The following is a 23,623-nucleotide window of genomic DNA, read 5'->3' as shown; positions in this document are numbered from 1 at the left end:
ACCCTGTACGAATTCACCGACTCCTACAAGCGCCCGTTCGCCCTCCTGCATGTACCCACCACCAGCCACTACACCGTGATTTTCTCCACCGAACCCGACGGCGCGTCCCTGGTGGACCCGGAACAGGTCGATGCGTGGGTGGCGAACTGGGGCGGCTGGCTCGCCGGCCTCGGGGATGAAGCGGGCCTGGATGCAGCCGCCGTGACGGTGGAGACCGCACGGGATTCCGGTTACCGGCTCCGCAACGAAGTCACGATGAACATCGACCCGAACGCCCCGGAGTTTGCCAGGAACGTGCTCAACGAGGTCATCGACACGTATCCGGAAGGTTCGGCCACGGTCCGGGCCTGGGTATCCCTGTCCTTCAACGCCGCTTTGCGCTCAGGATCGAAGAAGCGCACACCTGAAGATGTGGCCCGTGACCTCGCCTCCCGGATCCCCGGCTTGTCGGCGCGGTTGCAGTCCACCGGCGCCGGGATCGCCCGTCCGATGTCCGCTCAGGAACTCTGCGAGGTCGTGCGGATCGCCTACGACCCGCCCGCTGCCCTGATCATTGACGAAGCGCACGCCGCCGGCTCCCCGGTGTCCCTGACCTGGGGCGAAGTTGGACCCTCCGCGACACAGGCGGGCTGGGATGACTACCGGCACGACAGCGCGTTCTCAGTTTCATGGACGATGACAGGTGCCCCGCGCGGTTCGGTGAACTCTTCGGTGTTGTCCCGGCTGTTGGCCCCGCACGGGGACATTGACCGTAAGCGGATCTCGCTGCTGTACCGCCCGATGGATTCGGCCCGTGCCGCGGCCGTGGTGGAGCGGGACCAGAACAACGCCAACGTCCGCATCACCTCCGGGAACCGCCCGTCCGCCCGGGCCCTGGTCGATGCCCGCTCCGCTGTGCAGACCGCGCAGGAGGAAGCCCAGGGTGCCGGGCTGGTGAACTTCGGGATGGTCGTCACGGCCACCGTGACCGAGAAGGACCGCCTCGCCGATGCCGTGGCCGCCGTGGAACAGACCTCCGGCACCGCCCGGGTGCTGCTGCGCCGGGCCTACGGCACCCAGGACACCGCGTTCGCCGCGTCCCTGCCCCTGGGTCTGGTCCTTCCCAAGCACAGCCTCCTGCCCTCCGAAATCAAGGACGCCCTGTAATGGCCCGCATGAAACTTTTCACCCGCCCCGCCAAGAAGGCTGCAGCACCGGTCAAGGCCGCGCCGAAGAAGAAGGCTGAGAAGGAATCGCGCCAGGCAGGTCCCGGCTCCCGCGGCTGGACCGGACGCGGCGGCGGCATGGCCCAGCTCGTTCCATCCGTGAAGGAATACCGGGGAACCACGGTCCAGGTCTGCGGGCTGTGGCCGTTTTCCTCCGGGGCGTCCTCGCCCATGATCGGCGTCCCGCTTGGACGCCATGAGGAGACCCAGGCCACGGTCTGCTGTGACCCGATCAGCTGGTTCCAACGGGCACGCCTGATTTCCAATCCGTCTGCGTTTATCCTGGGCAAGCCGGGGCTGGGAAAGTCCACCGTGGTGCGCCGGATGTTCATCGGTCTCTCCGCCCAGGGCGTCCACCCTCTGATCCTGGGGGACTTGAAAGGCGAGCACGTCAAAGCGGTCCAGGCACTCGGCGGACAGGTCATCAAGCTCGGCCGCGGCGTCGGGTACCTGAACATTCTTGACCCCGGCCAGGCTGTCGAAGCGGCGCAGCTGCTCGAGGACAGCGGCCACCATGAGGACGCCGCCCGGGTCCGCGCCGACGCGCACGGCCGGCGCCTGACCATGGTTGTCTCCCTGATCACCATCAGCCGGAACAACCCGCCCACCGATCAGGAACAGACGATCCTGGACCGTGCCTTGCGGGTCCTCGACGACCGGTTCGACGGTGTTCCCGTCCTGAAGGACCTTCTGGACGTGATCATTTCCGCGCCCGATGAGCTGCGGCAGGTCGCCTTGGATCGCGGCGACATGAATGTCTACCTGCAGGAAACCCGGGCGCTGGAAGCAACCCTGCTGGGCCTGACCGGTGGCGGGAAGCTCGGCGAAATTTTCTCCCGGCACACCACCAATCCCATGATGCGCGACCGCGCCGTGGTCTTCGATGTCTCCAGCATTGATGAGACCGAAACCGACCTCCAAGCTGCAATTCTGCTCGCGTGCTGGTCCTACGGTTTCGGCACTGTCAACGTCGCCAACGCCCTTGCCGATGCGGGTCTGGAACCGCGCCGGAACTACTTCGTGGTCCTGGATGAGCTGTGGCGGGCGCTGCGCGCCGGTAAAGGCATGGTCGACCGGGTGGACGCCCTGACCCGGTTGAACCGCTCCGTGGGTGTCGGGCAGATCATGATTTCCCACACCATGTCAGACCTGTTGGCCCTGCCGGCGGAAGAGGACCGGATGAAGGCCCGCGGCTTCGTTGAGCGCTCCGGCATGGTGATCTGCGGTGGCCTGCCGGCCTCCGAGATGCCGTTGCTGACCTCGGCCATTCCACTCTCCCGGCAGGAACAGCAGAAGCTCATCTCCTGGCAGGACCCGCCCGCCTGGGACTCCCGCGGCGTCGACGTCGAACCCCCGGGCCGGGGGAAGTTTCTGATCAAGGTCGGTGGCAGGCCCGGAATCCCGGTCCTGGTCGGACTGACATCCATTGAGCAGGGCCCGGACGGAGTCAACGACACCGAGGGGAAATGGCACGAGGCCCCGGAAACCCTGCTCGAACCCATCGCCCCTGTCGTACCCGTCGAAGGAGGCACCCTGTGAGTGCACCGAACCGTAAAGGCACGGGCATGGGCGATGCGCTGGGGATCTGGCTGGCCATCGGCGCAGCTGTCGTCATTGGGGGCGGCAGCTGGGTCTCAGCCCATCTCGGATCCTGGATGGCCGGCATCAAAGCACCGCCCGCCCAGCCGATTGATTTGATCGCCGGGCTCATCAAGGGCCGGGTGCCGTGGCCCGTCCAGTCCACCATCGCGGCCGCCCTCATTGCCGCCGTGGTCTTGGTCCTGGCCGTCGTCGTGCTCGTGGCGTGGAGGAAGGGTGCGTCCAAGCGTGCCCGCGTCGACAAGGCGGCACGGTACCTGGGTCGAGGGAAGTCCTTGGCTGCGTTCTCCGAGAAGGGCGCGAAAGCGACGGCCGAGAGGCTGGGCGTGAAGGGCACTCCGGGCATCGTCGTCGGCAAAGTCGTCTCCACGAGCCAGACGTTCATTCAGTCCTGGGAAGACCTCAGCCTCGATATCTGGGGACCCCGTACCGGTAAGTCGACCTCACGGGTCATGCCCGCGATCTTGGACGCGCCCGGCGCCGTGGTCTCCACCTCGAACAAGCGCGACGTGGTGGACGGCACCCGGGGCGTCCGCGAGGCCACCGGCCCCGTGTGGGTGTTCGACCCGCAGAAGATCGCCCAGGAAGAATCGGACTGGTGGTGGAACCCGCTCTCCTACGTCACCGACGAAGAGAAGGCATTCAAGCTCACCCAGCACTTCTCGGTCGGTTCCCGCGTTCCGGGGTCCAAGCCGGATGCCTACTTCGACCCCAAAGCCGAAGACATCCTCTCCTCGTACTTCCTCGCGGCCGCACTGGGCGAGCTTCCCATCACGCAGGTTTACTTGTGGGTTACGAAGCAGGTCAGCCAGGAACCCATCGAAATCCTGAAAGAGCATGACTACGAGCTGCAGTACAAGGGCCTGGAGTCCACGCTGAAGCTTGCCGACAAGCAGCGTGACGGTATTTTCGGCACCGCCGAGAAGATGATCCAGTGCCTCAAGTCCAGGAACACGCTGCGCTGGGTCGCGCCGACAGGCGGCACAACTGTAGCTACGGATGCGCGCCGGCAGTTCAACCCGCACGCGTTCGCGGCTTCTCAGGAGACGATCTACATCCTTTCCAAGGAAGGTGCCGGCTCTGCTGCCCCGCTCACCACAGCGTTGACGGTGGCCATTGCTGAAGCGATGGAGGAACGGGCCGAGCGCAGCGGCGGCCGCCTGCCCAAGCCTGCGCTGTTCGCCCTCGATGAGCTGGCCAACGTCGTCCGCTGGGCAGCCCTGCCGGATCAGTTCAGCCACTACGGCTCCAAGGGCCTGATCGTCATGGGCATCCTGCAGTCCTGGTCACAGGGCGTTGAACTGTGGGGCGAAGCGAACATGCGGAAAATCTGGTCGGCCTCGAACGTCAAGGTCTACGGCGGTGGCGTCGCCGAAGAAGGCTTCCTCCGGGCACTCTCGGACCTGATCGGGGACTACAGCTACACCAATGTCTCCATTTCCTCCGGAAAGTCCGGCTCCAGCCGCTCCCGGCAGGAGGGCAAGGAACGCATCTTCGATGTCTCCAACCTCGCCGAGCTCGACCGCGGCCGCGCCGTGGTCCTCGCCTCCGGTGCCCCGGCCACGCTGGTCCGCACCAAGCCCTGGTACACCGGCCCGCACAAGGACGCCGTGGAAGCCTCCATTAGGAAGTACAGCCCCCGCCCGGAGGAGCCGGAGGTCGCCCTGGTGCCCTCCGCGCCGGTCGCTAATCCCTGGGTCACGACGTAGGAGGTTTGAGATGACCAACAACATCGGCCGATTCAGCTCCAGCGACATTGAGACACCTGCAGACGCCCCGGTAGAAGAGCAGAAGCCAGCTGAACTTGTCTACGGCTCAGCCGAAGAGTTTCTGCACGAGCAGCTGCTGCCAACGTACGTCCGCGACGTCGACGGCCGCGCCGCGAAGTGGTGCATCGAGTGGTACTACCATCCGGAAGCAGTCACCCGGGTAGAAGCACTGTGGCGGGCCTGGGAACACCTCAGACTCGACGGAGCGACGGGTATCAGTGTCTGGTTCAAGGACCATGCGGACCATCACATGAGCGTGCTCCTGGACCCACGGGGCCCGTTCCACAAATGCGATATGCAAAAACACCGGGACCCCGAACACCTAGAGCCAAAGAAGGCCCCGGAAGGCTGGTTCCCCGACGTGCGGACTCAGGGAACTTAGAGAAAACCCCTCACACAAATAGAGGGGGCGACGCCCCCGTTGGCAGTCTCCTGATTATGGCAGCCTGAGTCGAGCCCACTTAGGTAGGGAAATCCCAGGCGAATGTGTTCGGCGAATGGCCGTTGTCGTGGAGGAACAAGTCGGCTACGTGCAGCGATCGACAGAGGTGTATGCGGTGACACGGGCCAGGGTCGACCCGGACGCTCTGGAGCAGCTGCGCCTGCTCGCAGTCGCATCACCTGCCCGCGAAAATTGATCCGTTCCAGGCCGACTGCAGGCTCCACATCCTGGTGCCCCGGGATGCCCTCACCAACGCCGGCATGGTGGGTCTGGCAGCCTGACCCGTCCACGCCCCGCATGGCCGGCGAGCCTCAAGCCGGTCACCCCACCGGGCCATGACGGGCAACGCCCTCACCGCACTTCCGTCGCCTGCCGGAAGTGAAATGTTCCCTCTCCTTCCCGGTTGATTTCCAGCGTCCCTGCCATGCCGGCTCCGCGCGCCCCAACATTGTCAACTCTGGAGAGGCTCCGGTTTGATTTGCCAGGGTGGCACGACAAGAAGGAACATGATTGCCGCGACCACGACGCCGGCCGCAGAGACGGTGTTGAGGTGAGTCGAGAGTGCCGTGCCGTTGTACATGGTCACTCCGACTGCAGCCAGTGCCGCGGCTAAAACAGTCAACACCACAAAGTGTTGTCGCCGAAGGCCGATAAGAAGCAGAAGTGCCGGAACGACATACCAGATCACGCTTGCCGTACCCATCGAATTGATCTGGCTGATGACGGCGGCGCTGCCTGGAATTGAGGCAACAAACGGCTGATAGAACATCGACGCACAATGAAGAATCAACCCCAAGAGACCAGCCGCGGCAAGGGAAAAGTCCCAGGCAGTCAGTCTGGCTGCCAGCCCTTTCGGAGGCAGCCCGGGAACTAAAAACCGCGAGAGCAGCAACAGCAAAGCAACGACGGCGAGGATCACCACAAATTCAGTCGACATTTCCACAGACTACAGAGGCGCCGCAGGGACTACGCCTTGGATTGCAGTTCTCCCGTTCGCCCGTCATCGAGCGGTCCAGAAACTCCCGCCCGGTGGTGCCCTGTTAGGTCCGGCCTTGGGACGCCGGATACACCGGCTTTGACGTCGTCGCATTCCTACAAACGTCCAAAACCCGCTCACATCCTGTGTAGCTGTCAACTTCGGTTGGGCGGCTATATCGCAGCTTCAAATGGCGGTGGGGCCGTCCCGTTTTGAGCGGTCACCGAATCTGGCGCTCCCCTTCCCTCGAGAAAATGGTGTTGCCTGCCCGAACGTTACCTGGACCGTAAGGTTTGGTCTCTGGCGTGGAGGCCGGGCGGAGTGCATAATCGTCACGTGCTGGCCGTGACCCTCGCCAGCATGCGGTGCACGCACGCGAGGGCGATTCGGGCGGACGGGTGAGTGGATTGTCAACGAACCAGGCACTGGACGATGTGGTCAAGGTCGCGCGGGAGCACGCCGAGAAGGTGGACACCGACGGGGTATATCCTCTCGAGGCGGTCGCGGAGTTACGGGCCGGCGGCCTCCTGGGGCTGGTGCTGCCCGTCGAGGCCGGCGGTGCCGGTGCCGGGCCGGAAGTGTTCACCGAGACGGTCAGTGCACTGGCAGAGGCGTGCGGTTCAACGGCGATGATCTATTTGATGCATGCCGCCGCCGCAGTCACGATCGCGGCCGCGCCGCCCCCGGATCTGCCGGACCTGCTGGCAGGTATGGCGCGCGGGACAACGCTGGGCACGCTGGCCTTCAGTGAACGGGGATCCCGGTCGCATTTCTGGGCGCCCGTCTCGATCGCGACCGCCAGCGGGAGTGCTGTCCGGTTGCGCGCTGACAAGAGTTGGGTGACGTCGGCCGCTCACGCCGACGTCTATGTGGTCTCCACCGGTGCGCCCTCGGGGGTGCCCGGTGAGGTGGACCTGTATGCCGTTCCGGCCGGTACGCCGGGTTTGACCGTGGCCGGTCCCTGGCGGGGGCTCGGGCTGCGCGGGAACGACTCCGCACCGATGACTGTCGACGCTGACATTCCAGCCGGGTACCGGCTGGGTGGGCCGGCGACGGGGTTCGCGCTGATGATGGCAACGGTGCTGCCGTGGTTCAACCTCGGCAACGCGGCGGTCTCGCTGGGTCTGGCATCTGCCGCTACCCGGGCCGCTGTCGACCACGTTGGAGCGGCCCGGCTCGAACACCTGGGCCAGTCACTGGCTGGGTTGCCTACGATCCGGGCCCAGATCGCCCGGATGGGCATCAGCCTGGCAGCGCAGCGTGCTTATCTGGCCCATGCCGCGGGCAGCGTCGCGGCCCCCGGGGAAGACACAATGCTGCATGTCCTCGGGGTTAAAGCCTCGGCCAATGATGCGGCACTCGAGATCACTGATGCGGCCATGCGGGTCTGCGGGGGTGCGGCGTTCTCCAAGCACCTGCCCATCGAACGGGCCTTCCGTGATGCGCGGGCGGGCTCGGTCATGGCGCCGACCGCTGATGCACTCTATGACTTCTATGGCAGGGCCATCACCGGCCTGCCGCTGTTCTGAGGAGGCCGGATCATGTCCGAGCAGCTGCTGGTGGGGGCCGTGGCCTACACCCCAAATGTGGTGCCCATCTGGGAAGGCATCCGCGAATACTTCGCGGACTCGCCGGCACCGATGGACTTTATCCTGTTCTCCAACTATGGACGCCAGGTCCAGGCGCTGCGGGCCGGACAGGTCGACATCATCTGGAACACCAACCTGGCCTACGTGCGCACGGTCATGCAGACCGGGGGCCGGGCCCGTGCACTGGCGATGCGCGACACTGACACACGCTTCGCGACCGTGTTCGTCGCCCGCACGGGAAGCGGCCTCTCCGGCCCTGGCGCCCTCGCCGGACAGCGGCTGGCCCTGGGGTCCGCGGACTCGGCCCAGGCCGCCATCCTGCCGCTGTACTACCTGGCCCGGGCCGGCCTGGACCCCACCTTGCTGGAGGTCACGCGGTTCAATAGTGACATCGGCAAGCACGGTGACACCGGGCGCAGCGAGCTGGACGCCATCGACGCGGTACTCGCCGGCGAGGCCGACGTCGCGGCCATCGGAATCACCACCTGGGAGGGCATCGGCGCCGGGGAGCTGATGCCGGAGGCGCTGGAGGCAGTGTGGCAAACCGAGCCTTACTGCCACTGCATGTTCACCGCCCTGGACACCCTGCCCGCCGAACGCTACGAACCGTGGGTCAGCACGCTGCTGGCCATGGACTGGGAACGGCCCGAGCACCGCCGGATCCTGGAGCTCGAGGGGTTGCGGCGCTGGGTCCGGCCCGAACTCGACGGCTACGCCGGGCTGTTCGCCGCCGTCGAGGAACAGGGGGTGACCAAGTGGTGGTGATCCTGGACCTGGTACGCACGATGGGGACCCTGGCCGAGGGTGCCACCGGTGTGGTGACTATTGGCTCAGCGACCGAGTTTGCCCTGGTCCAACGCTGGTGTGAACGAACGGGCAACACCCTCATCACCAGGTCATGGAGCGACGTCGGTCCCGGCGGCGTCGTCGTACGTCGCGGCCGCCTGCCCGACCCGGCAGTGACGCTGGGACCGGACCGCCTGCCCGGGGCCCGGCTTTGGCTGTACACGAACTTCCACTGCAACCTGGCCTGTGACTACTGCTGCGTCGCCTCCTCACCGAGGGCCGAACGCCGGGAGCTCGGCGTCGAACGGATCGCCCGCCTGGTCCGGGCGGGCGCCGACTGGGGCGTTCAGGAGGTTTATCTCACCGGGGGCGAACCGTTCCTGCTGCCCGACATCGCCCGTATCGTCGCAGACTGTGTCCGGCTGCTGCCGACCACCCTGCTGACCAACGGCATGCTATTCCGGGGGCCGGGGCTTCGTTCCTTGCGGGCCATGCCGCGCGAGGACTTCGCCCTACAGATCAGCCTGGACTCCCCGACCCCCGAGATCCACGACGGGCACCGCGGTGCCGGCAGCTGGGCCCGGGCGGTTGCCGGCGTCGGCGTCGCGCTCGGCGAGGGTTTCCGGGTCCGGGTGGCTGCCACGATCGCCTCGCCGCACGCGACAGATCTGGCCGCGCTGCACGATTTCCTCGACGGGCTGGGCATCCCCCGGGGGGATCAGGTCATCCGTCCGGTCGCGCAGGAGGGTGCCGCCGAAACCGGGGTCCAGTTCAGCCGCGAAACACTGGTCCCGGAAGTCACCGTCACCGCCGACGGGGTGTACTGGCACCCGGTCGCCGCGACGGATGACCGGGCCCTTGTCAGCAGGCAGATCGAGCCCCTGGGACCGGCGCTCAGCGAGGTCTACCGGCTCTTCGCCGAGCAATGGGCTGCAGCCGGCGCCGCCGCCAAACTCTTCCCCTGCGCGTAGGACGGGCCAACAATGTCCGGACCGGCCCAGCTGACCAACCGAAACCCGCGGTGCGTGCCCGCATTTCACAACCCACCCGGTGCGCGCCGGTCGAAAACGCTTTGCGGGTCGCCCGGGACACGCCTTGGGGCTAGCATGAAGCCATGACCCCCTGCGACGAGGTGTTTGTCGGACAAACGTACGGCGGGCGTATGGGATTGCCGGCCGGCGTTGGTCCCTGCAACGACACCCTCATGAAGGACACCAGCAAGGTCTCCGACCGTGTCTGATCTGGCCGCGACCACGACGCCGGGCGGCAGGACCGCCACCGAAGCACTCGACTCCGGGCCGGCCGCCCGGGCCGTCATCGCCGGCCTGCGCATTGCCGTGGCCTTGATGTGGATCCAGAACGTCGGCTGGAAGATCCCCCCGGACTTCGGCCGCGACGACCACACGGGGCTCTTCCAGTGGACCAGTTACGCCGTTGAGCATCCGGTCGTCCCGCCATTCTCCTGGCTGGTCCAGTACGTCGTGTTACCGAACTTCGCACTGTTCGGCTACGCCACCCTGCTGGTCGAGTTCAGCCTCGGCGCGTTCCTGCTCGCCGGCCTGCTCACCCGGTTCTGGGCCGCGATCGGCATCCTCCAGACCCTGGCCATCACCATGTCGATCCTGAACACACCCAACGAGTGGCACTGGTCCTACTACCTCATGCTCGCGGTGCACGCGGTGCTGATCGCGACGGCCGCCGGTCGATCCGCGGGGCTCGACGGCCTGCTCCGTCCCCGCTGGCGGGCCTCGTCGACCCGCCTGGCCAGGTTGGCACTGAGGGCATCATGAACGGTCCCCATGGCACTAGTCGCACGCGGCTGGATCAAGTGTCCCGGCGCCGGGCGCTCACGCTCAGTGCCCTCACAGGGGCAACCGCCCTCTTCGGGCTCATCGACTATGACCCGCTCCAGCTGGTACCGGTCAATCCGGCACAGGCAGTGATTCTTCTCGTTCTTGCCCTGATCGGCTTCGCCGGGACCATGCTCGGATCGCGCCCGATACTGTTCGGCGTCGGGGCCGTGATGATCGTTCTGGGCCTCTTCCGCCTTCTCACCTACGGACAGGAGTTCGGGCTGGGCGCCGGCAGCGTCGGAACGGCAGCGCTGCTGACCGGACTCGGCATGGCCTTCATCGGAATCATGCTCGTCGGTGACCAACCAACACCAGAACGCCGAGCCACGCCCACCGGGCCGGGCTAATGGCTGCGGCCGGCGAGCCTATACTGCGCCGACGCGAGTCCCACGAGGCGGTAAACCGGCCAGGGACAAGACCGAATCCGCGTGTCTGGACCCATGGCGCGGCCGGGTGAGCGACATGACCTGGCCCACCGTGGATGTTGTTCTGCCGTGTCTGAATGAATTCGGGGCACTGGAATGGGTCCTGGCCAGGATGCCGCACGGGTACCGGGCCATCGTGGTGGACAATGGCTCCATCGACGGCTCGGCGGAACTCGCGGCGGAGCTTGGCGCGACGGTGATCCGGGAAAGCCGGCGAGGATTCGGGGCGGCAGCCCACGCCGGCCTGCTCGCCGCTACGGCGGACTTCGTGGCGTTCTGTGACTGCGATGGCTCCCTGGATCCGGCCGGGCTGCCGGCCCTGGTGGCGCCTGTCATGGCCGGCACCGCCGATCTCGTGCTGGGCAGCCGCCAGCCACAGCAGGGCTCATGGCCTTTTCATGCCCGTAGCGCCAACCGCGTCCTGGCCTGGTGGCTGCGCCGCCGCACCGGCGAAGCAGTCACCGACCTCGGACCCATGCGGGCCGCACGCCGCACGGATCTTCTGTCCCTTCACCTTGAGGACCGCAGGAGCGGATATCCTCTGGAGATGTTTCTCAAAGCCAGCCTCCAGGGCTGGAGAATCAGCGAACTTCCGGTGGTCTATGCCCCGCGCACGGGCAAGTCCAAGGTAACCGGAACAGTCCTGGGCACGGTGAGGGCCGTGCGGGATATGTCGGCACAGCTCCGGGCGGCAGCCTCCGCAGCTGCTGCCGGGCCGGTCCGTAGCCTCCCCGGCAGCGAGGAATAGCAATGAGGCCAGCGCCGGTTCTGCGGGTGGCGGTCTTCGCCAAGGAGTGTCTGCCGGGCCGGGTGAAGACCCGGCTGACTCCGCCCTTGACGCCCGATCAGGCCGCTGACCTGGCACAACTGAGCCTCAGCAGGACCCTCGATACCATCAGGCTCCTGCCGGTGCGCGAACGGCTGTTGGTGATGGACGGGACAGCACGCGCCCGAGATGCCGCAGGATTCGCCGTTGTAGCCCAGACCGGGGGCCTGCTGGATGAACGGCTCGCCGCCTTCTGCGACGAAGCCACCGGCCCTTTGCTGATCGTCGGCATGGACACACCCCAGATGTCAGCGGTGCATCTTGCCCCGCTACTCATGGACTGGTCCGCGGCGACGCCACAGCACGATGCCTGGATCGGGGCGGCTGAAGACGGCGGCTTCTGGGCGCTGGCCTTTCGGCGGCCCGATGGCGCGCTGGTCCGCGGCGTGCCGATGTCCACGGACACGACCGGAGCCGAACAGCTCTCCCGGCTGGCGGCGGGCGGACTCTCCGTGGGGCTGTTGCCGGTTCTGCGGGACATGGACGACATGGACGATGCACGGGAGATCGCCGCCCAAATCCCGGGCACCGAATTCGCAGCCGCGGTGGCGGCCGCCATCGAACAACTGCAGGCCGGAGGCCGCAGTGACAAACCTGAAGACCGCGCTGTGGTCTCCGGGACGGCCTAGGGCGGGATCAAAGGGTGGAACCCGATACTGCGGAGCCGGCAGCGGCCACCCGCTCCAGGCCGCAGGCGCTGCTGGTTGCGCAGTTGCTTGCGCTGCTGGCGGCAGGTGCGTTCTTGCTGTGGTGGATGGTGCTGCCCGGCAACCGGTTTGCTGCAGCACCCAGCGTCGGATCCTGCCTGTCCTGGCTGGTTCTCCTCGCTGCTGTGCGTACGCTGCGGCACGTGCCACGCCGGCGCGTCGGCGCCGTTGTCATCGCAGGAATGGTGCTGCTGGGGCTGGCAGCCATGAGCGCCCCGCCCCGGACCAGCAACGACTCCGCCCGGTATGCGTGGGACGGCATCGTGCAGAAAGCCGGGGTGTCCCCGTATGCCTTCGTGCCCATCGACGAGACCCTCGCTGATCACCGGCCGGCCTGGCTGTTCGCCCCGGGCACGACAGGTCCTGACGGGAAAACTGTCTGTCCGGTGGATCTGTTTGCGACGGAGTCCGTGGCCGCCACGGGTTTTCCGTCCGGAAACCCGCTCTGCACGGCCATTAACCGGCCGCATGTGCCCACGATTTACCCTCCCACGGCTGAGCTCTATTTCCTCGCGGTGCGGGCAGCGGTCCCTGACACTGTGGGCTACCTGCCGTTCCAGCTGGCCGGGCTGCTGATCGGTGCGGCCGTCACACTGATGCTGCTCAGGGTGCTGGCCCGCACCGGCCTGCCCGTCCGCCTGGCCGCCGTCTGGGCCTGGAGCCCGTTCGTGCAACTCGAAGCGGTGAACAACGCCCACGTCGACGTGCTCGGTGCCGCGCTGCTCCTCGGCGCGGGGATGCTGCTGGTCGCCGGCAAACCCTTCCGGTCCGGCGCCGCCTTCGGCGCCGCCGTGGCCACCAAACTGATCCCCCTCATCGCAGCTCCCGCCCTGCTGTTCAGGCACCCGGCACGTTTCATTGCCGCCGCCGCCGGCACCTTCCTGCTCCTGTATGTGCCCTTTCTGCTGGCAGCCGGCGCCGGGGTCCTGGGCTTCTTGCCCGAGTACCTCAAGGAAGAGGGCTACAGCCAGGCCGGCGGCATCAGATTCGGCCTGGCACGCATCGTCTCGGCCGGCCCATGGCCCCTCATGCTCAGTGCAACGGCACTGGGTGTCGTGGCCCTGGTGGTGCTCCGCACAACGAATTCCCGGAACATCTGGGAGCGGCAGACGCTGATGATCGGACTGACGCTGCTGATCGTGAGCCCCAACTACCCCTGGTACGCGCTGATGCTGTTGCCCTGCATCGTCCTGAGCCGGAGGTGGGAGTACATCGCGGTGATCCTCGCCCTTGATGTCATCTACATGGTCCCCTCCACCCCACCGCATGACGCGACGATCAACCAGGCCGCCCTGCTCGCCGCAGCCCTGACCGTGGCCGTCGCCGCCTGGCTGCGCCACCGGGCCAGGTTCGTGCCGGACGGCACCACAACAGATTGGATGAAACAGTGAGCCCTGGTATTCAAACGCGCATCGGCATCATCGGAGGTTCCGGAACGTACCGGCTGCCCGGAGCCAGCGTGAAGTCAACCATGACCATCGACACCCCCTATGGCTTACCTTCGGGCCCGGTGACACTGGCGGAGATAGCCGGGCGCACCGTGGCGTTTCTGCCCCGGCATGGCGAGGGCCACTCGCTCCCCCCGCAGAAGATCAACTACCGCGCCAATCTGTGGGCGCTCAAGAGCCTTGGCGTCGAGGCAGTCCTTTCCTCATCGGCCGTCGGCGGCCTCCGGACACGGTACGCGCCGGATACCTTCGTGGTCACGGACCAGCTGATTGACCGCACCTGGGGCCGGGCGGACACCTTCTTCGACGGGGCGGCCTCCCAAGGCACCGAACCTGTTGGGGTGCAGCACCTGCCGGCCTCGGAGCCCTTCTGCCCGGGGCTGCGGGCGCACCTGTCCGAGTCGCTGGCGGCCGCCGGGTTCCTGCATGCGCCCACCGGGACAGTGGTGGTCATCAACGGGCCCCGCTTCTCGACGAAAGCCGAATCGGCCTGGCACGTGGCCGGTGGTGCCGACATCATCAGCATGACCCAGTACCCGGAACCCGTCCTGGCCGCTGAACTGAACATGGGCTTCGCCAATCTGGCCTACGTCACGGACTCCGATACCGGCCACGACGGATCGGCCCCCGTCACTGCAAGCGCGGTGTTTGAGCGGCTCAGGAACGCCCAGGAGCACATCCTCACCATTGTGGCGACAACCGTCGCAGCCATCGGCGGCGACTACGTCCCGCCGCGGCTCATGGACCAGTCCGCCGTGGACAGGATCATGGCCCAGCCAACCTCGCGCGGCGCGATGGACGCCGGATGAGGCTCCTGGTCACCGGAGGAGCCGGTTTCATTGGCTCCCACATTGTTGACGCCGCCCTGGACAAGGGCTGGCAGGTGCGCGTCCTGGACTCCCTGGACCCGGCCATCCACCCCGACCCGCCCACGCTGGACCACCGGGTGGAGCTGATGACCGGCGACGCCACCGACCCGGCAACGGTGCAGCGCGCACTCGATGGAATCACCACCGTGTGCCACCAAAGCGCGAAGGTAGGCCTGGGCGTCAGCTTCGCCGATGCACCCGAGTACATCCGCAACAATGACTTTGCGACGGCCGTGCTGCTCGCTTCCATGGAACGGCAGGGAATCCGCCAGCTGGTGTTGGCATCATCGATGGTTGTCTACGGCGAGGGGGCATACACGGACCCGGCCACCGGTCAGCCGGTCCGGCCGGGCCCACGTGCCGAGACGGACCTGCGCGCAGGAATCTATAATCCCCGGAGCCCGCAGACCGGCGAAATCCTGGTTCCGGGGCTCCTCACAGAAGATGCCCGGCTGGACCCGCGGAATGTCTACGCCGCATCAAAGCTGAGCCAGGAAAATCTTGCCGCCTCCTGGGCCCGTGCCGGCGCCGGCACGGCGATTGCGCTGAGATATCACAATGTGTACGGGCCGCGGATGCCGAGGGATACCCCCTATGCCGGGGTTGCCTCCCTCTTCCGGTCAGCCCTGGCCCGCGGGGACGCACCAAGGGTTTTTGAAGACGGCGCACAGCGGCGCAGTTTCATCCACGTCCGGGACGTCGCCGCCGCAAACATCGCCGCCATGGAGTCCCTGCGCCGGCCTGCGCAATCGCGACCGGAGTCCGTTTTCCGGGCCTACAACGTCGGGGCCGACGAAGTGCGGACTATCGGCGATGTGGCTGCGGCGCTCAGCACCCTCAGCAGCGGCCCGAAACCGGTGATGACCGGGGAATTCAGGTTGGGTGACGTCCGGCACATCACCGCTTCGTCGCAACGGATCAAGGACGAGCTGGGCTGGTATCCGGCCGTGGGATTTGAGCAGGGCATGCGTGAATTTGCCAGCGCCCCCTTGCGCGGAGCATAACGCGTGCCCCCACCGGCACCACCCGGAGTGAAATCGAGCAGATATGGACGCACCTGTTCGGCTGCATGTTTCAATCCGCCGATTGGGCGGACCTATCCGCCTCGCCCATATGAAGCAGCAGGAATCCGCTGACCGACCCGCGGTGGACCTGATTCAAGCCGTCACAGCGGACCTGGATGAGATTGACATACACATTACGTGCTTCATCGACCATCGGGGATGAAGCATGGATTCAGATATGGACGCGCTCGGGACCTCGGACCGGAAGCGAAATATCCGCTCGGACGGACTCAAATTCCCTCGCAGCGACCGGCGAGAACCGTGCAGCTCGCGGGGCTACACCGAAGGCTCTCTGCGCCCCGGCCGGCGATCGGGACACTAGGCGGCCAGCACCGGCTGACACCGCGGCGCGGCGTGCTCAAAGTCCCCTCACGTGCACCTAAGCAGGCCGGATGAAGCCCACGGCCCAGGCGCGCACTCCGATCCCGGATGCGGATCCGGGCAGCTCGTCCTGGCGGGCAGCCTATTCCGCCGAACCCCTGTGCTGAATGGGAGGAAAGCCGTCACCCGCATCTGTGGGCGCAACGGCCTTCCCCTATCCTCATCCACCGCCGGACGCAGCCGACGTTGTTCCCTGCACTTGCCGAAGCCGGCAGCGACTTTCGATTTTCCCCCAAAAACAAAAATCGGCTCGCGCGGACTGGGGTGAGTCTAAGCTTCGAGCCATTTGTATATCAAGACTCTTTAGAAAAGAACCCTCGCCGCCCAATGTCAGACGTATACGAGGGACGCCCCCGGCCGCCGACAGTGGAGGCAGTGGCGGGTGCGGGGGCGTCAGTGTCCGACCCCAAATTGGAGGATAAGGCCGGACCGATTAAGGATAAATTTTCCCCATAACGGAGTCAACGGCGACTTGTTCACGCCGGCCGGGAGAACTCAGGAGCGTCAGTCAGGCTGGGACTACTCCAGGCCGCTCAAGGCCATCTGACATGGCAGTTTGATTTGAACCGGTCTGAAGCGTCAGCGGCCGCCGCGGCCGGCAGGCTGGCTCCAATATCGGAGGGAGTCTGGAGCCGGCCCAGGGAGTCGGGACCTGGGGTGTGCCGTGCGGAAGTTCCCTAACGTCGGTGCCACGTCCCGAGGTCAACATATGGACTGGCCCTGCGCATTTCCTTGGGAGCTACCATGACGCCTGGCATCGGTCACCTCCGATGGGATCTCCGACGAGTACCGCGAACGGACCCCGGCCTCGATTCCCCTCGGCTGCGCGAGTGTGGACGTACGGCCACCTTCCGAAGGTCATGGCCACCCCGCCCCTCACGGTTGGCAGAGTGGATGTCTACGCCGACGCCTCGCGCTGGAACCGTTTTAAGTCCTCGTGTTCTGGCCAGACGACGAGCACCATGTGCACTGGGATACGCAGAGCGCTACTGGTAACCGTGCATATTCGTTTCATAACTAATCCTCCGCTGACGGAGCCGAGACTTCTCGTGTCGTGACTCCGCTCGGGGAGGGGGCTAGATGGCTCCATTTCCGGCACCCTTGCGGCGGCCTCGGATGGCATCTGCGATCAGACCCAACAGCCCTGCTAGTGCAATGATTACCCCGGTCACCAAGAGCACCTGTTCCGCAGGAAGTGCTGGTGCGAGCTCGTCGTAAAGAAGGGGTCCTAACGCCTCGGCGCAGTTTTCGATTGACGCGAATCGGCTGGTGCGCAGGAGAAATGCCGTGACAGAAATTGCGAAGCCGGTGGTCAGCATAATCAAGGGCCCTCAGCCCCCAGGGCCGATTTTCCTTCGAGCTTCGTTTAATGGCATCACGGTTTCCGCTTTGATGTATTTCGAACCTATATCAACTGGGCGGCACGCTTCACGCGGCGAAGATCACCGAAGAACTCGTCCACGTGAGCCGGCGTCCACTGCCATGGATACTCGTTCGTGGACTCCTGGAACCGAGTCACCAGCCGTTCGCCAGGTTCCGGCTCAACTGCTGGTTGCGCCAGCCGGTGAGCATCTGGGTGAACACGTGGTCCTCCGGGTGAAGGAAACGCACGACGCCGAAGCCGAGCACCCGTCCCGCTGAATCGACCGCCACGAACCCTCCAAGTGCATTGCATTGGATGCAAGAATCATGCAATTAATGCAGAACCCGTGCAAATCCGCGGATCAGAGGGCCGATCCTGCCTGATGTGCTCCAGCTTTTGAGGGCGGAGTGGTGGACTTGCGGGTAGCCTCGGCCGAACCACACACACGGTGTTTCTCCAGGTCGCAGGCAATTTTCTGCCTCAAGCGACGCGATACCGGGTGGCAATAGGCGGAGGAGGGGTGATCCTGCATCAGATGCAATAATCACCGTTCAGCTTGACGTAATCACGGCTATCGGCGATGCTCCAACAGACTTACAGAGTCAGTAAGTAACAGAGTCCAGATTTCGAGCAGCCTGCCTTCAATGCCCAGAAGATCTGGCCGCCAGTGCCCCGAAAGCGCGGGTTGAACAGCACGTGCGTAGTCGTTCTTGCGGCTACTGTCGGGCCTGAGCGCGAGGCTACCGCGAGCTACTTAAAATCACCTTCTAGCGATTGATCCCGGTACGCCGATAATGGACCTTCTTTAAAGCTGTCCAGTGGAATCTGGTTCTCGTCCCGGTATCCCGGAGAAACACTTCCTCCCTGCCCTGGACATCGTTTTGCTCCATGATGGGTGGCAATGCCATTTGGGGCGAAGTCAGCCGACGAAGAAACCGCGAAGTTCGGTTGCCATTGCTGCGGCTGATACTTGGTGTGTTTGGCCGCGGAGGCTCCGGTGTACTGCCTGGGGGACCGCGTTCGCGGTCCTTGTCTGGGCGGCTGTCATGGCGGAGGCGGCTTCTCCTCCGACCACGACCAGGGTCGGAACGTTGATGTGGTCGAGCCGGTCGATTGGTGCGGTGAAGTTGTTCAGGACGGCAATTTCGTAGGGGAGCGTGTTGGCGGCCGCTTTCTGGCTCTTCCAGACCTTGGGCATCAGACGGAGCATGATCGGTACGAACGCCGGGACGCCGATGACTTTGACCAGGAAGTAGGAGACCATGGCGCCGCGTTTGTCTTGGGCGAGTAGTGCGTTCAGGTGGCTTGCGTGGTCGAGGGGAACACCGTTGGTGTCACCCACGTTCGTGTAGGGGATTTCGTAGGTGGCGAGTTTCCGCATCTGTACACCGGCGGCGGCAGTTTCGAGAGCAAGGCCGGCGCCCTAGGAGATGCCGTAGACAAACGCGTTGCCGCCCGTGTGTGTCAATGGCCAATAGTTTGTGCCCACGGGCGGCCAGCAGAAATGCCCGCTGTTGGACGTGGTCGGGGCCATGCGCCGGCCCCGATATGCAGGGCATCAAGTTGAGGTGCCCACTCCGCGGCCGTTTCGAGAGTCTGCAGCGATGATTACCGGTGTTGCCCTTGCTGTGAGCACACCCGGCTGTGTGGTTTTCTACCAGTACATGATGGCTGTTTGCCCCGATTCGCCCGCCCAGTAGAGCCTGACTCGTGCCACGTAGTGACGGCCTTGGAAGAGCTTGGCTGAGACGCGGGAGTCGCGGGCTTCGCCGCTGTCATCGTCGCCGGCCACAAAGCGCAGTTCACCGTTGACTTCCTCGAACAGCACCAGAACGGTGTCAGCTGTTCCGAACGTGGCGATTTCGTACTCGCGAGAGGCCTCTGGCTTGAGTGAGAAGTCGGCCTGGCCTCCGGGGGCCAAGGAAAGGGGAACGGACTGGAATGGCTTCAGGACCGGAACTAACGGCGCCAGTGTCGGGAAAAATTTCAGCACCCACGCTTTGTCAGCGTCTGAGAGTCCGCCCGGGGGTTTGAGGCCGCCCTGGAAACGTGCGGGTTCCTTGATCAGCCCGGCCGGGAACCAATACTCCATGACGGACTCCGGGTCCCAGCTGGAGCCTTCAACTTCGCTGGCGTCAATCTTCCGCAGCACATTGTGCAGTGTCTGGTCCGGGGGCCAGTGGTTTGGTGCGCCGCCGAAATATTCGTAGACCTTGGGCTCGTCCCATACGATGCCGGCGAACGGATTCTGATGCTCATGCGGCATGCCGAGGGTATGTCCGATTTCGTGCAGCGCGGTGGTCCGGCCGTAGTCGTCGGTGAGGTCCCAGCCGAAGTTCATGGTGGGTTCGGTGGCGTTGATGCTGAGAATGTCGCGTCCAACGTATGACCATGAGCCGTCCGCCTGGTCAAAAGCGATCCGCACTTCGGCTTCACTTCGATCCGTCACCTGGGCGAATTCCAGACCAATGCCCAGATCCTTCCATTCCTGGAAGGCGTTCCGTACGGCGTCCTGCTGTGGCCCCGGTCCTTCAAGAAACCAGTAGTGCAGCACGGTGCCGTTGACCCATTTGAGCCGCAACATGCGTATAAGACGTTCCCTGCGGGGCGCCAGGTCTGGCCGCAACACCGGGCGGGATTGCGGTTTGAGGTCGCAGTGCGGGCGGGCGGTTTCTGCACTCATTACTTACTCCTAGAAGGGCCGGTTTCGCTGGTTTGTCAGGGGCTTTCCCCGGGCATGAGCCCGTTGCCCGGTTGATCGCCGTCCGATGAACCCGGTTTGTCCCCGGGCATCAGCCCGGGTGCCGGCTTCTCACCCGGCATCCGGGCCTGTCCTTCCCCTGGCATCGTGGCGCCGGTTCCCGTTGGTGGATCGCCTGGGGTTTCCCCTGTTTCCTCCTGAAGTCCTGTGCCGCCGGCACCAGCCCCCTGGCCGGGCCGGGCCGCAATCTTCACGGCGAGCTGCGGTGGGGCAGCTGACGGAACCGGTGACACGGCTACCTTGCGGACGCCGGAGTCATCATCGTCAACGAGATCGGTAAGGATGGTGGATGCTGACTCAGCCGGAAGGTTTCTGGCAGCCGCAGCGGATGCTACGCGTATGCTCGCAGTCCCGCTGCGTGTTGCGGCTGCAACAACATCCTGGCCCTGGTCGCCCTCGAGGAGGCTGGCGGCGAAGGCGGCCTTCGCAGCCAGCATCGGATCATCACCTTCAACGAGCGCCTGCAGGTGCGGGAGCGCCTCGTGCCCCAGTGCTGCGGCTTTGTCGTAGTTGGGCTCCTCAGATTCAAGGACCTCAACTACGGCCTTCATCGAGACGCTCATGGTGGCTCCTATAGGTCCTGCGTGAAGATGCTCGGTTCTCCTGTCGGCTCACCCGGACGGCGGGGTTCGCCGAGGACTAAAACCCGAGGGGTCACCGTGAGGCGGATGCCTGCCTTCTGCCCCAGCAGGTACTTGGATACTTCCGGGACGTCGATGCGCCCGCTCCAGCGGTTCGGGGTGGGGTCGGTGTCCTCGAGGAAGTCCTTGTCTTCAGGGTTCCAGTCCCGGACGGCGGCCGGGACGCTGCTGTTCCAGGCAGCCCATGCCCTGGGCAAGGGCCTGCCCTCGGATGGGGGTTCGATCTCTACGAGCAGTGTGTCCTGCCAGTCCTCCGTCTGTTCCAGGTGGTCGTCGAAGAAGAAGTGGCCTTCCGTTTCTGCGATCGACGTCAGCCGCAGTTTCAACGCATGGCGTAGCCGCGGTACCTTCTTGCCATCAATGTGCGGCCTGGGTGCCTGGGAGGAGAGGAAAGTAGTCAGCAGCGGCACGGGCGAATCGATGGGGTCTCCTTCCTTCCAACGCTCAATTTGGACGGGGCAGAAGTGGGCCACGCTTTGCTCGTGGACCAGGACAGGGAGTCCACGTATGGCCAGGCCGACGTCGAGCTGGAACTCGACCTCGGGCAGAGCATCCCTTCCGATGGTGAAGCCCACGAGCTGCACCTCGACCTTGAGGTCACCGAAGAGGAAACGCTGAAGGTTTTGGTAACCCTCCTCTGAGTTTACTATCCCGTACCGGCCACTGTGGCTGCGGTGGACCACCGCCAGTGGTGCCCCGCGGACCGCGGCATTATCGATCTGGACAAGGCCGTCGCTGCGCGCTCCTACGATTTTGGAGGACAGACCGAACGCCACGTCGTAGTCCTCCGGGTTCGAGCCGACCAGGCAGAACAGTTCATCCACCGGGAACCCGTCATCCGGCATTTCGGTGCTGACGAAATCATCCCGGGTCCGTGTCGGTTGAACGGCCGCTGGAGTCAGGTATTCATACATCCTGTCCGGACCGAAAACGTCAGCGCCCTGCACTGCGGTGGCGTCACGGAGCCGCTCGAGCACTCCGAAGCCGACGGCGAAGCGGATTCCTCCGTGCGGTGTGGCGTAGGTGAAGAGCCGCGCCACATAGTTGTTCCCTGCCGCCGGGTCGAACGCCTCCCCGGAGTCGGCGAGGGCTTCAGGGATGACGCGCTGGAGGAGTGAACGGCAGATCAGCCCTCCCATGGAGTGTGCGATCAGGAACACCTTCGGGGCGCCTGTCTTTTCCAGCACGAGTTTGATCAGCTCGAACAGGTCAACGGCCGCCTCCTCGAACGAGAACGTCTCCTGGCCCTGTGAGAATGTTCCCGCCGACGCGTCGTAGAAACGGTGGATCCACACGGAGGCAGGGTTGATCGAGGCCGCATCTGCGCGGTTCAGGAAGGTCCATTGGTCGCCATGGACCGGCACCTCGTATTGGTGGTCCGTCACCAGGCGCAGCATGGGGGATTCGAACTGGTGGAACTGTGCCCTTCCATTGCTGTCAGCACGGACATGCACCGATCCTTGGCTGAATCCGTAAAAGGGGTCGTCCACAGCGTTGTTGATCGCTCCGGCCCCGCCCGCGAACCCGCGGACATAAATTACCGGGAGCCGGCCGTCACGACCGCGATCACCCATCTCGTTTACCTCTTCCGATAACAAGTGCACTTCCGGAGTTTCTGAGGTGCACAGTGCTACACCACCCAGCCCGTGCCCGACAGGACACGAGCTGATTCGGTAGCAATGACGATCCTCAGAACATTAGGCACTGTCAATGGGCCTACCTCCCCATTCCTTGTGGGGAGCCCGGTTTTCAAAATGCCCGCCGAAGAGCGGCAGAACCAACGTGAAGAGGAGCCCGTAAGAGGGCCTGGCTGCTCAATGGCTGTCCCCGCCGCCGTCGGTGTGTCTGCGCGCATCACCGAGCCCGTCTGCTTCTATGGAGGCATGATTGAGCAGCCGCCCGCGGCAGTGACCGAAGACCTGGACCGGCTGCGGTTGGCCCTGGATTCGGCAGTCCCTGCCCGGACAGAGACAAATCTGCTGGTCGGTACCTGGAACATCAGGGCTCTCGGGGACCTGGCCGACAAGTGGATCGCCGGACCAAAAGACTCACCCAAACGGGATTGGCACGCCATCGCGTGCCTGGCGGCGGTGATTTCCCGGTTCGACGTCGTCGCCGTCCAGGAATCCCGCCGCAACCCCAAAGCCCTCAAGCATCTGCTGGTCGCCCTCGGCCCGCAGTGGCAGGTCATCGTCTCTGACGTGACTGAAGGCTCTGCCGGCAACGGTGAACGGCTCGCCTTCCTCTATGACACGGGGCGGGTCCAGCCCTCGGGCCTGGTTGGGGAGATCGTGCTGCCGCCGATTGAGAATGACCCGGCCCGCCAGTTTGCCCGCACCCCGTACACCGCCAGCTTCAGCCGGGCCGGGGTCGAGTTCACCCTGGCGTCCGTGCATGTGCTCTGGGGCAAGTCCCCAGGGGAACGGCTCCCCGAGATCACCGCCTTCGCCCAATGGATGCGTGACTGGGCGGTCCAGCCCAACGACTGGAACTCCAACCTCATGGTGCTCGGGGACTTCAACCTGGACCGGGTCGGTGATCCGCTGTATGAGGCGTTCATCTCCAAAGGCCTGTGGCCGCCGACGGAACTGGACAAGGTCCCGCGGACGATTTTCGACAATGACAACGACCGGCACTTCTACGACCAGATCGCCTGGTTCTCCAAACCGGACGGCACCTCTTTGCTGCAGGGCCTGACGTACGGGCAACGGGCGGGGTCCTTTGACTTCATCCCACATGTTTTCCCTGGGCTGGGCCGCAGTGAGGTGTCCTGGCGGATCTCGGACCATTACCCGCTCTGGTGCGAATTCCTGCTGGACTGAACAGACACAGGGGGCGCGGGTGAGATCGGGCCAGAAAGAAGGCAGCGGCGTCGAGTCAGGCAAGTCCGTGTGCCGCGGCTGCCGGAGGTAAGGCGGT

At 65.0% G+C, this 23,623-nt stretch carries 23 protein-coding genes; 16 read left to right on the top strand and 7 right to left on the bottom strand.

What is annotated here, in order from left to right; genetic code table 11:
• The 4 genes from ABIB29_RS17860 to ABIB29_RS17845 all read left to right on the top strand — a co-directional run.
• Positions 1–1,146, top strand: a 1,146-nt coding sequence (locus ABIB29_RS17860; protein ID WP_354174147.1) for an SCO6880 family protein, incomplete at its 5' end; no start/stop codon positions are given.
• A complete protein-coding gene (locus tag ABIB29_RS17855) occupies positions 1,146–2,744 on the top strand; it encodes a putative type IV secretion/conjugal transfer ATPase (protein WP_354174146.1) in 1,599 nt (532 codons plus the stop codon). The genes ABIB29_RS17860 and ABIB29_RS17855, both read left to right, overlap by 1 nt.
• Positions 2,741–4,513 carry a type IV secretory system conjugative DNA transfer family protein gene (locus ABIB29_RS17850; protein ID WP_354174145.1) on the top strand — a complete coding sequence of 591 codons (1,773 nt, stop codon included), beginning with the start codon at positions 2,741–2,743 and terminating at the stop codon, positions 4,511–4,513. Before ABIB29_RS17855 ends, ABIB29_RS17850 begins: the two co-directional genes overlap by 4 nt.
• A 10-nt stretch (positions 4,514–4,523) precedes the next feature.
• Entirely contained in the window at positions 4,524–4,955 is a 432-nt protein-coding gene (locus ABIB29_RS17845) for a DUF4913 domain-containing protein (protein ID WP_354174144.1), read from the top strand.
• Positions 4,956–5,466: 511 nt separating this feature from the next.
• Here ABIB29_RS17845 and ABIB29_RS17840 read toward each other — a convergent pair.
• Positions 5,467–5,952 carry a hypothetical protein gene (locus tag ABIB29_RS17840; RefSeq protein WP_354174143.1) on the bottom strand — a complete coding sequence of 162 codons (486 nt, stop codon included), beginning with the start codon at positions 5,950–5,952 and terminating at the stop codon, positions 5,467–5,469.
• 446 nt (positions 5,953–6,398) lie between these two features.
• Between ABIB29_RS17840 and fadE16 the strand changes: the two genes are divergently transcribed.
• The 11 genes from fadE16 to ABIB29_RS17785 all read left to right on the top strand — a co-directional run bounded on the left by fadE16 (position 6,399) and on the right by ABIB29_RS17785 (position 15,498).
• On the top strand, positions 6,399–7,520 hold the full coding sequence (fadE16, locus tag ABIB29_RS17835) for an Rv1679 family acyl-CoA dehydrogenase (protein WP_354174142.1): 1,122 nt from the start codon (positions 6,399–6,401) through the stop codon (positions 7,518–7,520).
• 12 nt (positions 7,521–7,532) lie between these two features.
• Positions 7,533–8,345: an Rv1680 family SBP-like protein gene (locus tag ABIB29_RS17830; RefSeq protein ID WP_354174141.1), complete on the top strand. Its 813-nt coding sequence runs from the start codon at positions 7,533–7,535 to the stop codon at positions 8,343–8,345.
• Positions 8,336–9,337: an Rv1681 family radical SAM protein gene (locus ABIB29_RS17825; protein ID WP_354174140.1), complete on the top strand. Its 1,002-nt coding sequence runs from the start codon at positions 8,336–8,338 to the stop codon at positions 9,335–9,337. The genes ABIB29_RS17830 and ABIB29_RS17825 overlap by 10 nt, the downstream gene beginning before the upstream one ends.
• A gap of 143 nt (positions 9,338–9,480) precedes the next feature.
• A complete protein-coding gene (locus ABIB29_RS17820; protein ID WP_354174139.1) occupies positions 9,481–9,606 on the top strand; it encodes a hypothetical protein in 126 nt (41 codons plus the stop codon).
• Positions 9,599–10,156 (top strand): TQO small subunit DoxD, encoded by a 558-nt coding sequence (locus tag ABIB29_RS17815; RefSeq protein ID WP_354174138.1) that lies wholly within the window; start codon positions 9,599–9,601, stop codon positions 10,154–10,156. The genes ABIB29_RS17820 and ABIB29_RS17815 overlap by 8 nt, the downstream gene beginning before the upstream one ends.
• A 38-nt stretch (positions 10,157–10,194) precedes the next feature.
• Positions 10,195–10,566, top strand: coding sequence for an Rv1678 family membrane protein (locus ABIB29_RS17810; RefSeq protein WP_354174137.1), 372 nt, complete (start codon positions 10,195–10,197; stop codon positions 10,564–10,566).
• A gap of 115 nt (positions 10,567–10,681) precedes the next feature.
• Positions 10,682–11,392 carry a glycosyltransferase family 2 protein gene (locus tag ABIB29_RS17805; RefSeq protein ID WP_354174150.1) on the top strand — a complete coding sequence of 237 codons (711 nt, stop codon included), beginning with the start codon at positions 10,682–10,684 and terminating at the stop codon, positions 11,390–11,392.
• Between the two features lie 2 nt (positions 11,393–11,394).
• Positions 11,395–12,099: a TIGR04282 family arsenosugar biosynthesis glycosyltransferase gene (locus ABIB29_RS17800; protein ID WP_354174136.1), complete on the top strand. Its 705-nt coding sequence runs from the start codon at positions 11,395–11,397 to the stop codon at positions 12,097–12,099.
• 14 nt (positions 12,100–12,113) lie between these two features.
• Positions 12,114–13,568 (top strand): glycosyltransferase family 87 protein, encoded by a 1,455-nt coding sequence (locus ABIB29_RS17795; protein WP_354174135.1) that lies wholly within the window; start codon positions 12,114–12,116, stop codon positions 13,566–13,568.
• Positions 13,565–14,434: an MTAP family purine nucleoside phosphorylase gene (locus ABIB29_RS17790; protein ID WP_354174134.1), complete on the top strand. Its 870-nt coding sequence runs from the start codon at positions 13,565–13,567 to the stop codon at positions 14,432–14,434. The genes ABIB29_RS17795 and ABIB29_RS17790 overlap by 4 nt, the downstream gene beginning before the upstream one ends.
• The gene (locus ABIB29_RS17785) at positions 14,431–15,498 is read left to right on the top strand and encodes an NAD-dependent epimerase/dehydratase family protein (RefSeq protein WP_354174133.1); all 1,068 of its coding nucleotides are present in this window, start codon (positions 14,431–14,433) and stop codon (positions 15,496–15,498) included. The genes ABIB29_RS17790 and ABIB29_RS17785 overlap by 4 nt, the downstream gene beginning before the upstream one ends.
• Positions 15,499–17,015: 1,517 nt before the next feature.
• On the opposite strand, the gene ABIB29_RS17780 is transcribed toward ABIB29_RS17785, so the two are convergent.
• From ABIB29_RS17780 to ABIB29_RS17755, 6 genes are all read right to left on the bottom strand, one after another.
• Positions 17,016–17,264, bottom strand: a complete 249-nt coding sequence (locus ABIB29_RS17780) for a hypothetical protein (RefSeq protein WP_354174132.1) — start codon at positions 17,262–17,264, stop codon at positions 17,016–17,018.
• A 190-nt stretch (positions 17,265–17,454) separates the two neighbouring features.
• Entirely contained in the window at positions 17,455–17,592 is a 138-nt protein-coding gene (locus tag ABIB29_RS17775; protein ID WP_354174131.1) for a hypothetical protein, read from the bottom strand.
• 629 nt (positions 17,593–18,221) lie between these two features.
• Positions 18,222–18,683 (bottom strand): hypothetical protein, encoded by a 462-nt coding sequence (locus ABIB29_RS17770; RefSeq protein WP_354174130.1) that lies wholly within the window; start codon positions 18,681–18,683, stop codon positions 18,222–18,224.
• A gap of 273 nt (positions 18,684–18,956) precedes the next feature.
• On the bottom strand, positions 18,957–19,985 hold the full coding sequence (locus tag ABIB29_RS17765; RefSeq protein ID WP_354174129.1) for a M12 family metallopeptidase: 1,029 nt from the start codon (positions 19,983–19,985) through the stop codon (positions 18,957–18,959).
• A gap of 35 nt (positions 19,986–20,020) precedes the next feature.
• Positions 20,021–20,626: a HEAT repeat domain-containing protein gene (locus ABIB29_RS17760; protein ID WP_354174128.1), complete on the bottom strand. Its 606-nt coding sequence runs from the start codon at positions 20,624–20,626 to the stop codon at positions 20,021–20,023.
• Positions 20,627–20,634: 8 nt separating this feature from the next.
• The gene (locus ABIB29_RS17755; RefSeq protein ID WP_354174127.1) at positions 20,635–22,278 is read right to left on the bottom strand and encodes an esterase/lipase family protein; all 1,644 of its coding nucleotides are present in this window, start codon (positions 22,276–22,278) and stop codon (positions 20,635–20,637) included.
• Between the two features lie 309 nt (positions 22,279–22,587).
• Between ABIB29_RS17755 and ABIB29_RS17750 the strand changes: the two genes are divergently transcribed.
• The gene (locus ABIB29_RS17750) at positions 22,588–23,526 is read left to right on the top strand and encodes an endonuclease/exonuclease/phosphatase family protein (protein WP_354174126.1); all 939 of its coding nucleotides are present in this window, start codon (positions 22,588–22,590) and stop codon (positions 23,524–23,526) included.
• The last annotated feature ends 97 nt before the right edge of the window (positions 23,527–23,623 follow it).

This window comes from Arthrobacter sp. UYEF36, from assembly GCF_040547025.1.
In the GTDB taxonomy this organism is placed as follows: Bacteria; Actinomycetota; Actinomycetes; order Actinomycetales; family Micrococcaceae; genus Arthrobacter.
This window is presented reverse-complemented; position numbering and strand designations above follow the sequence as displayed.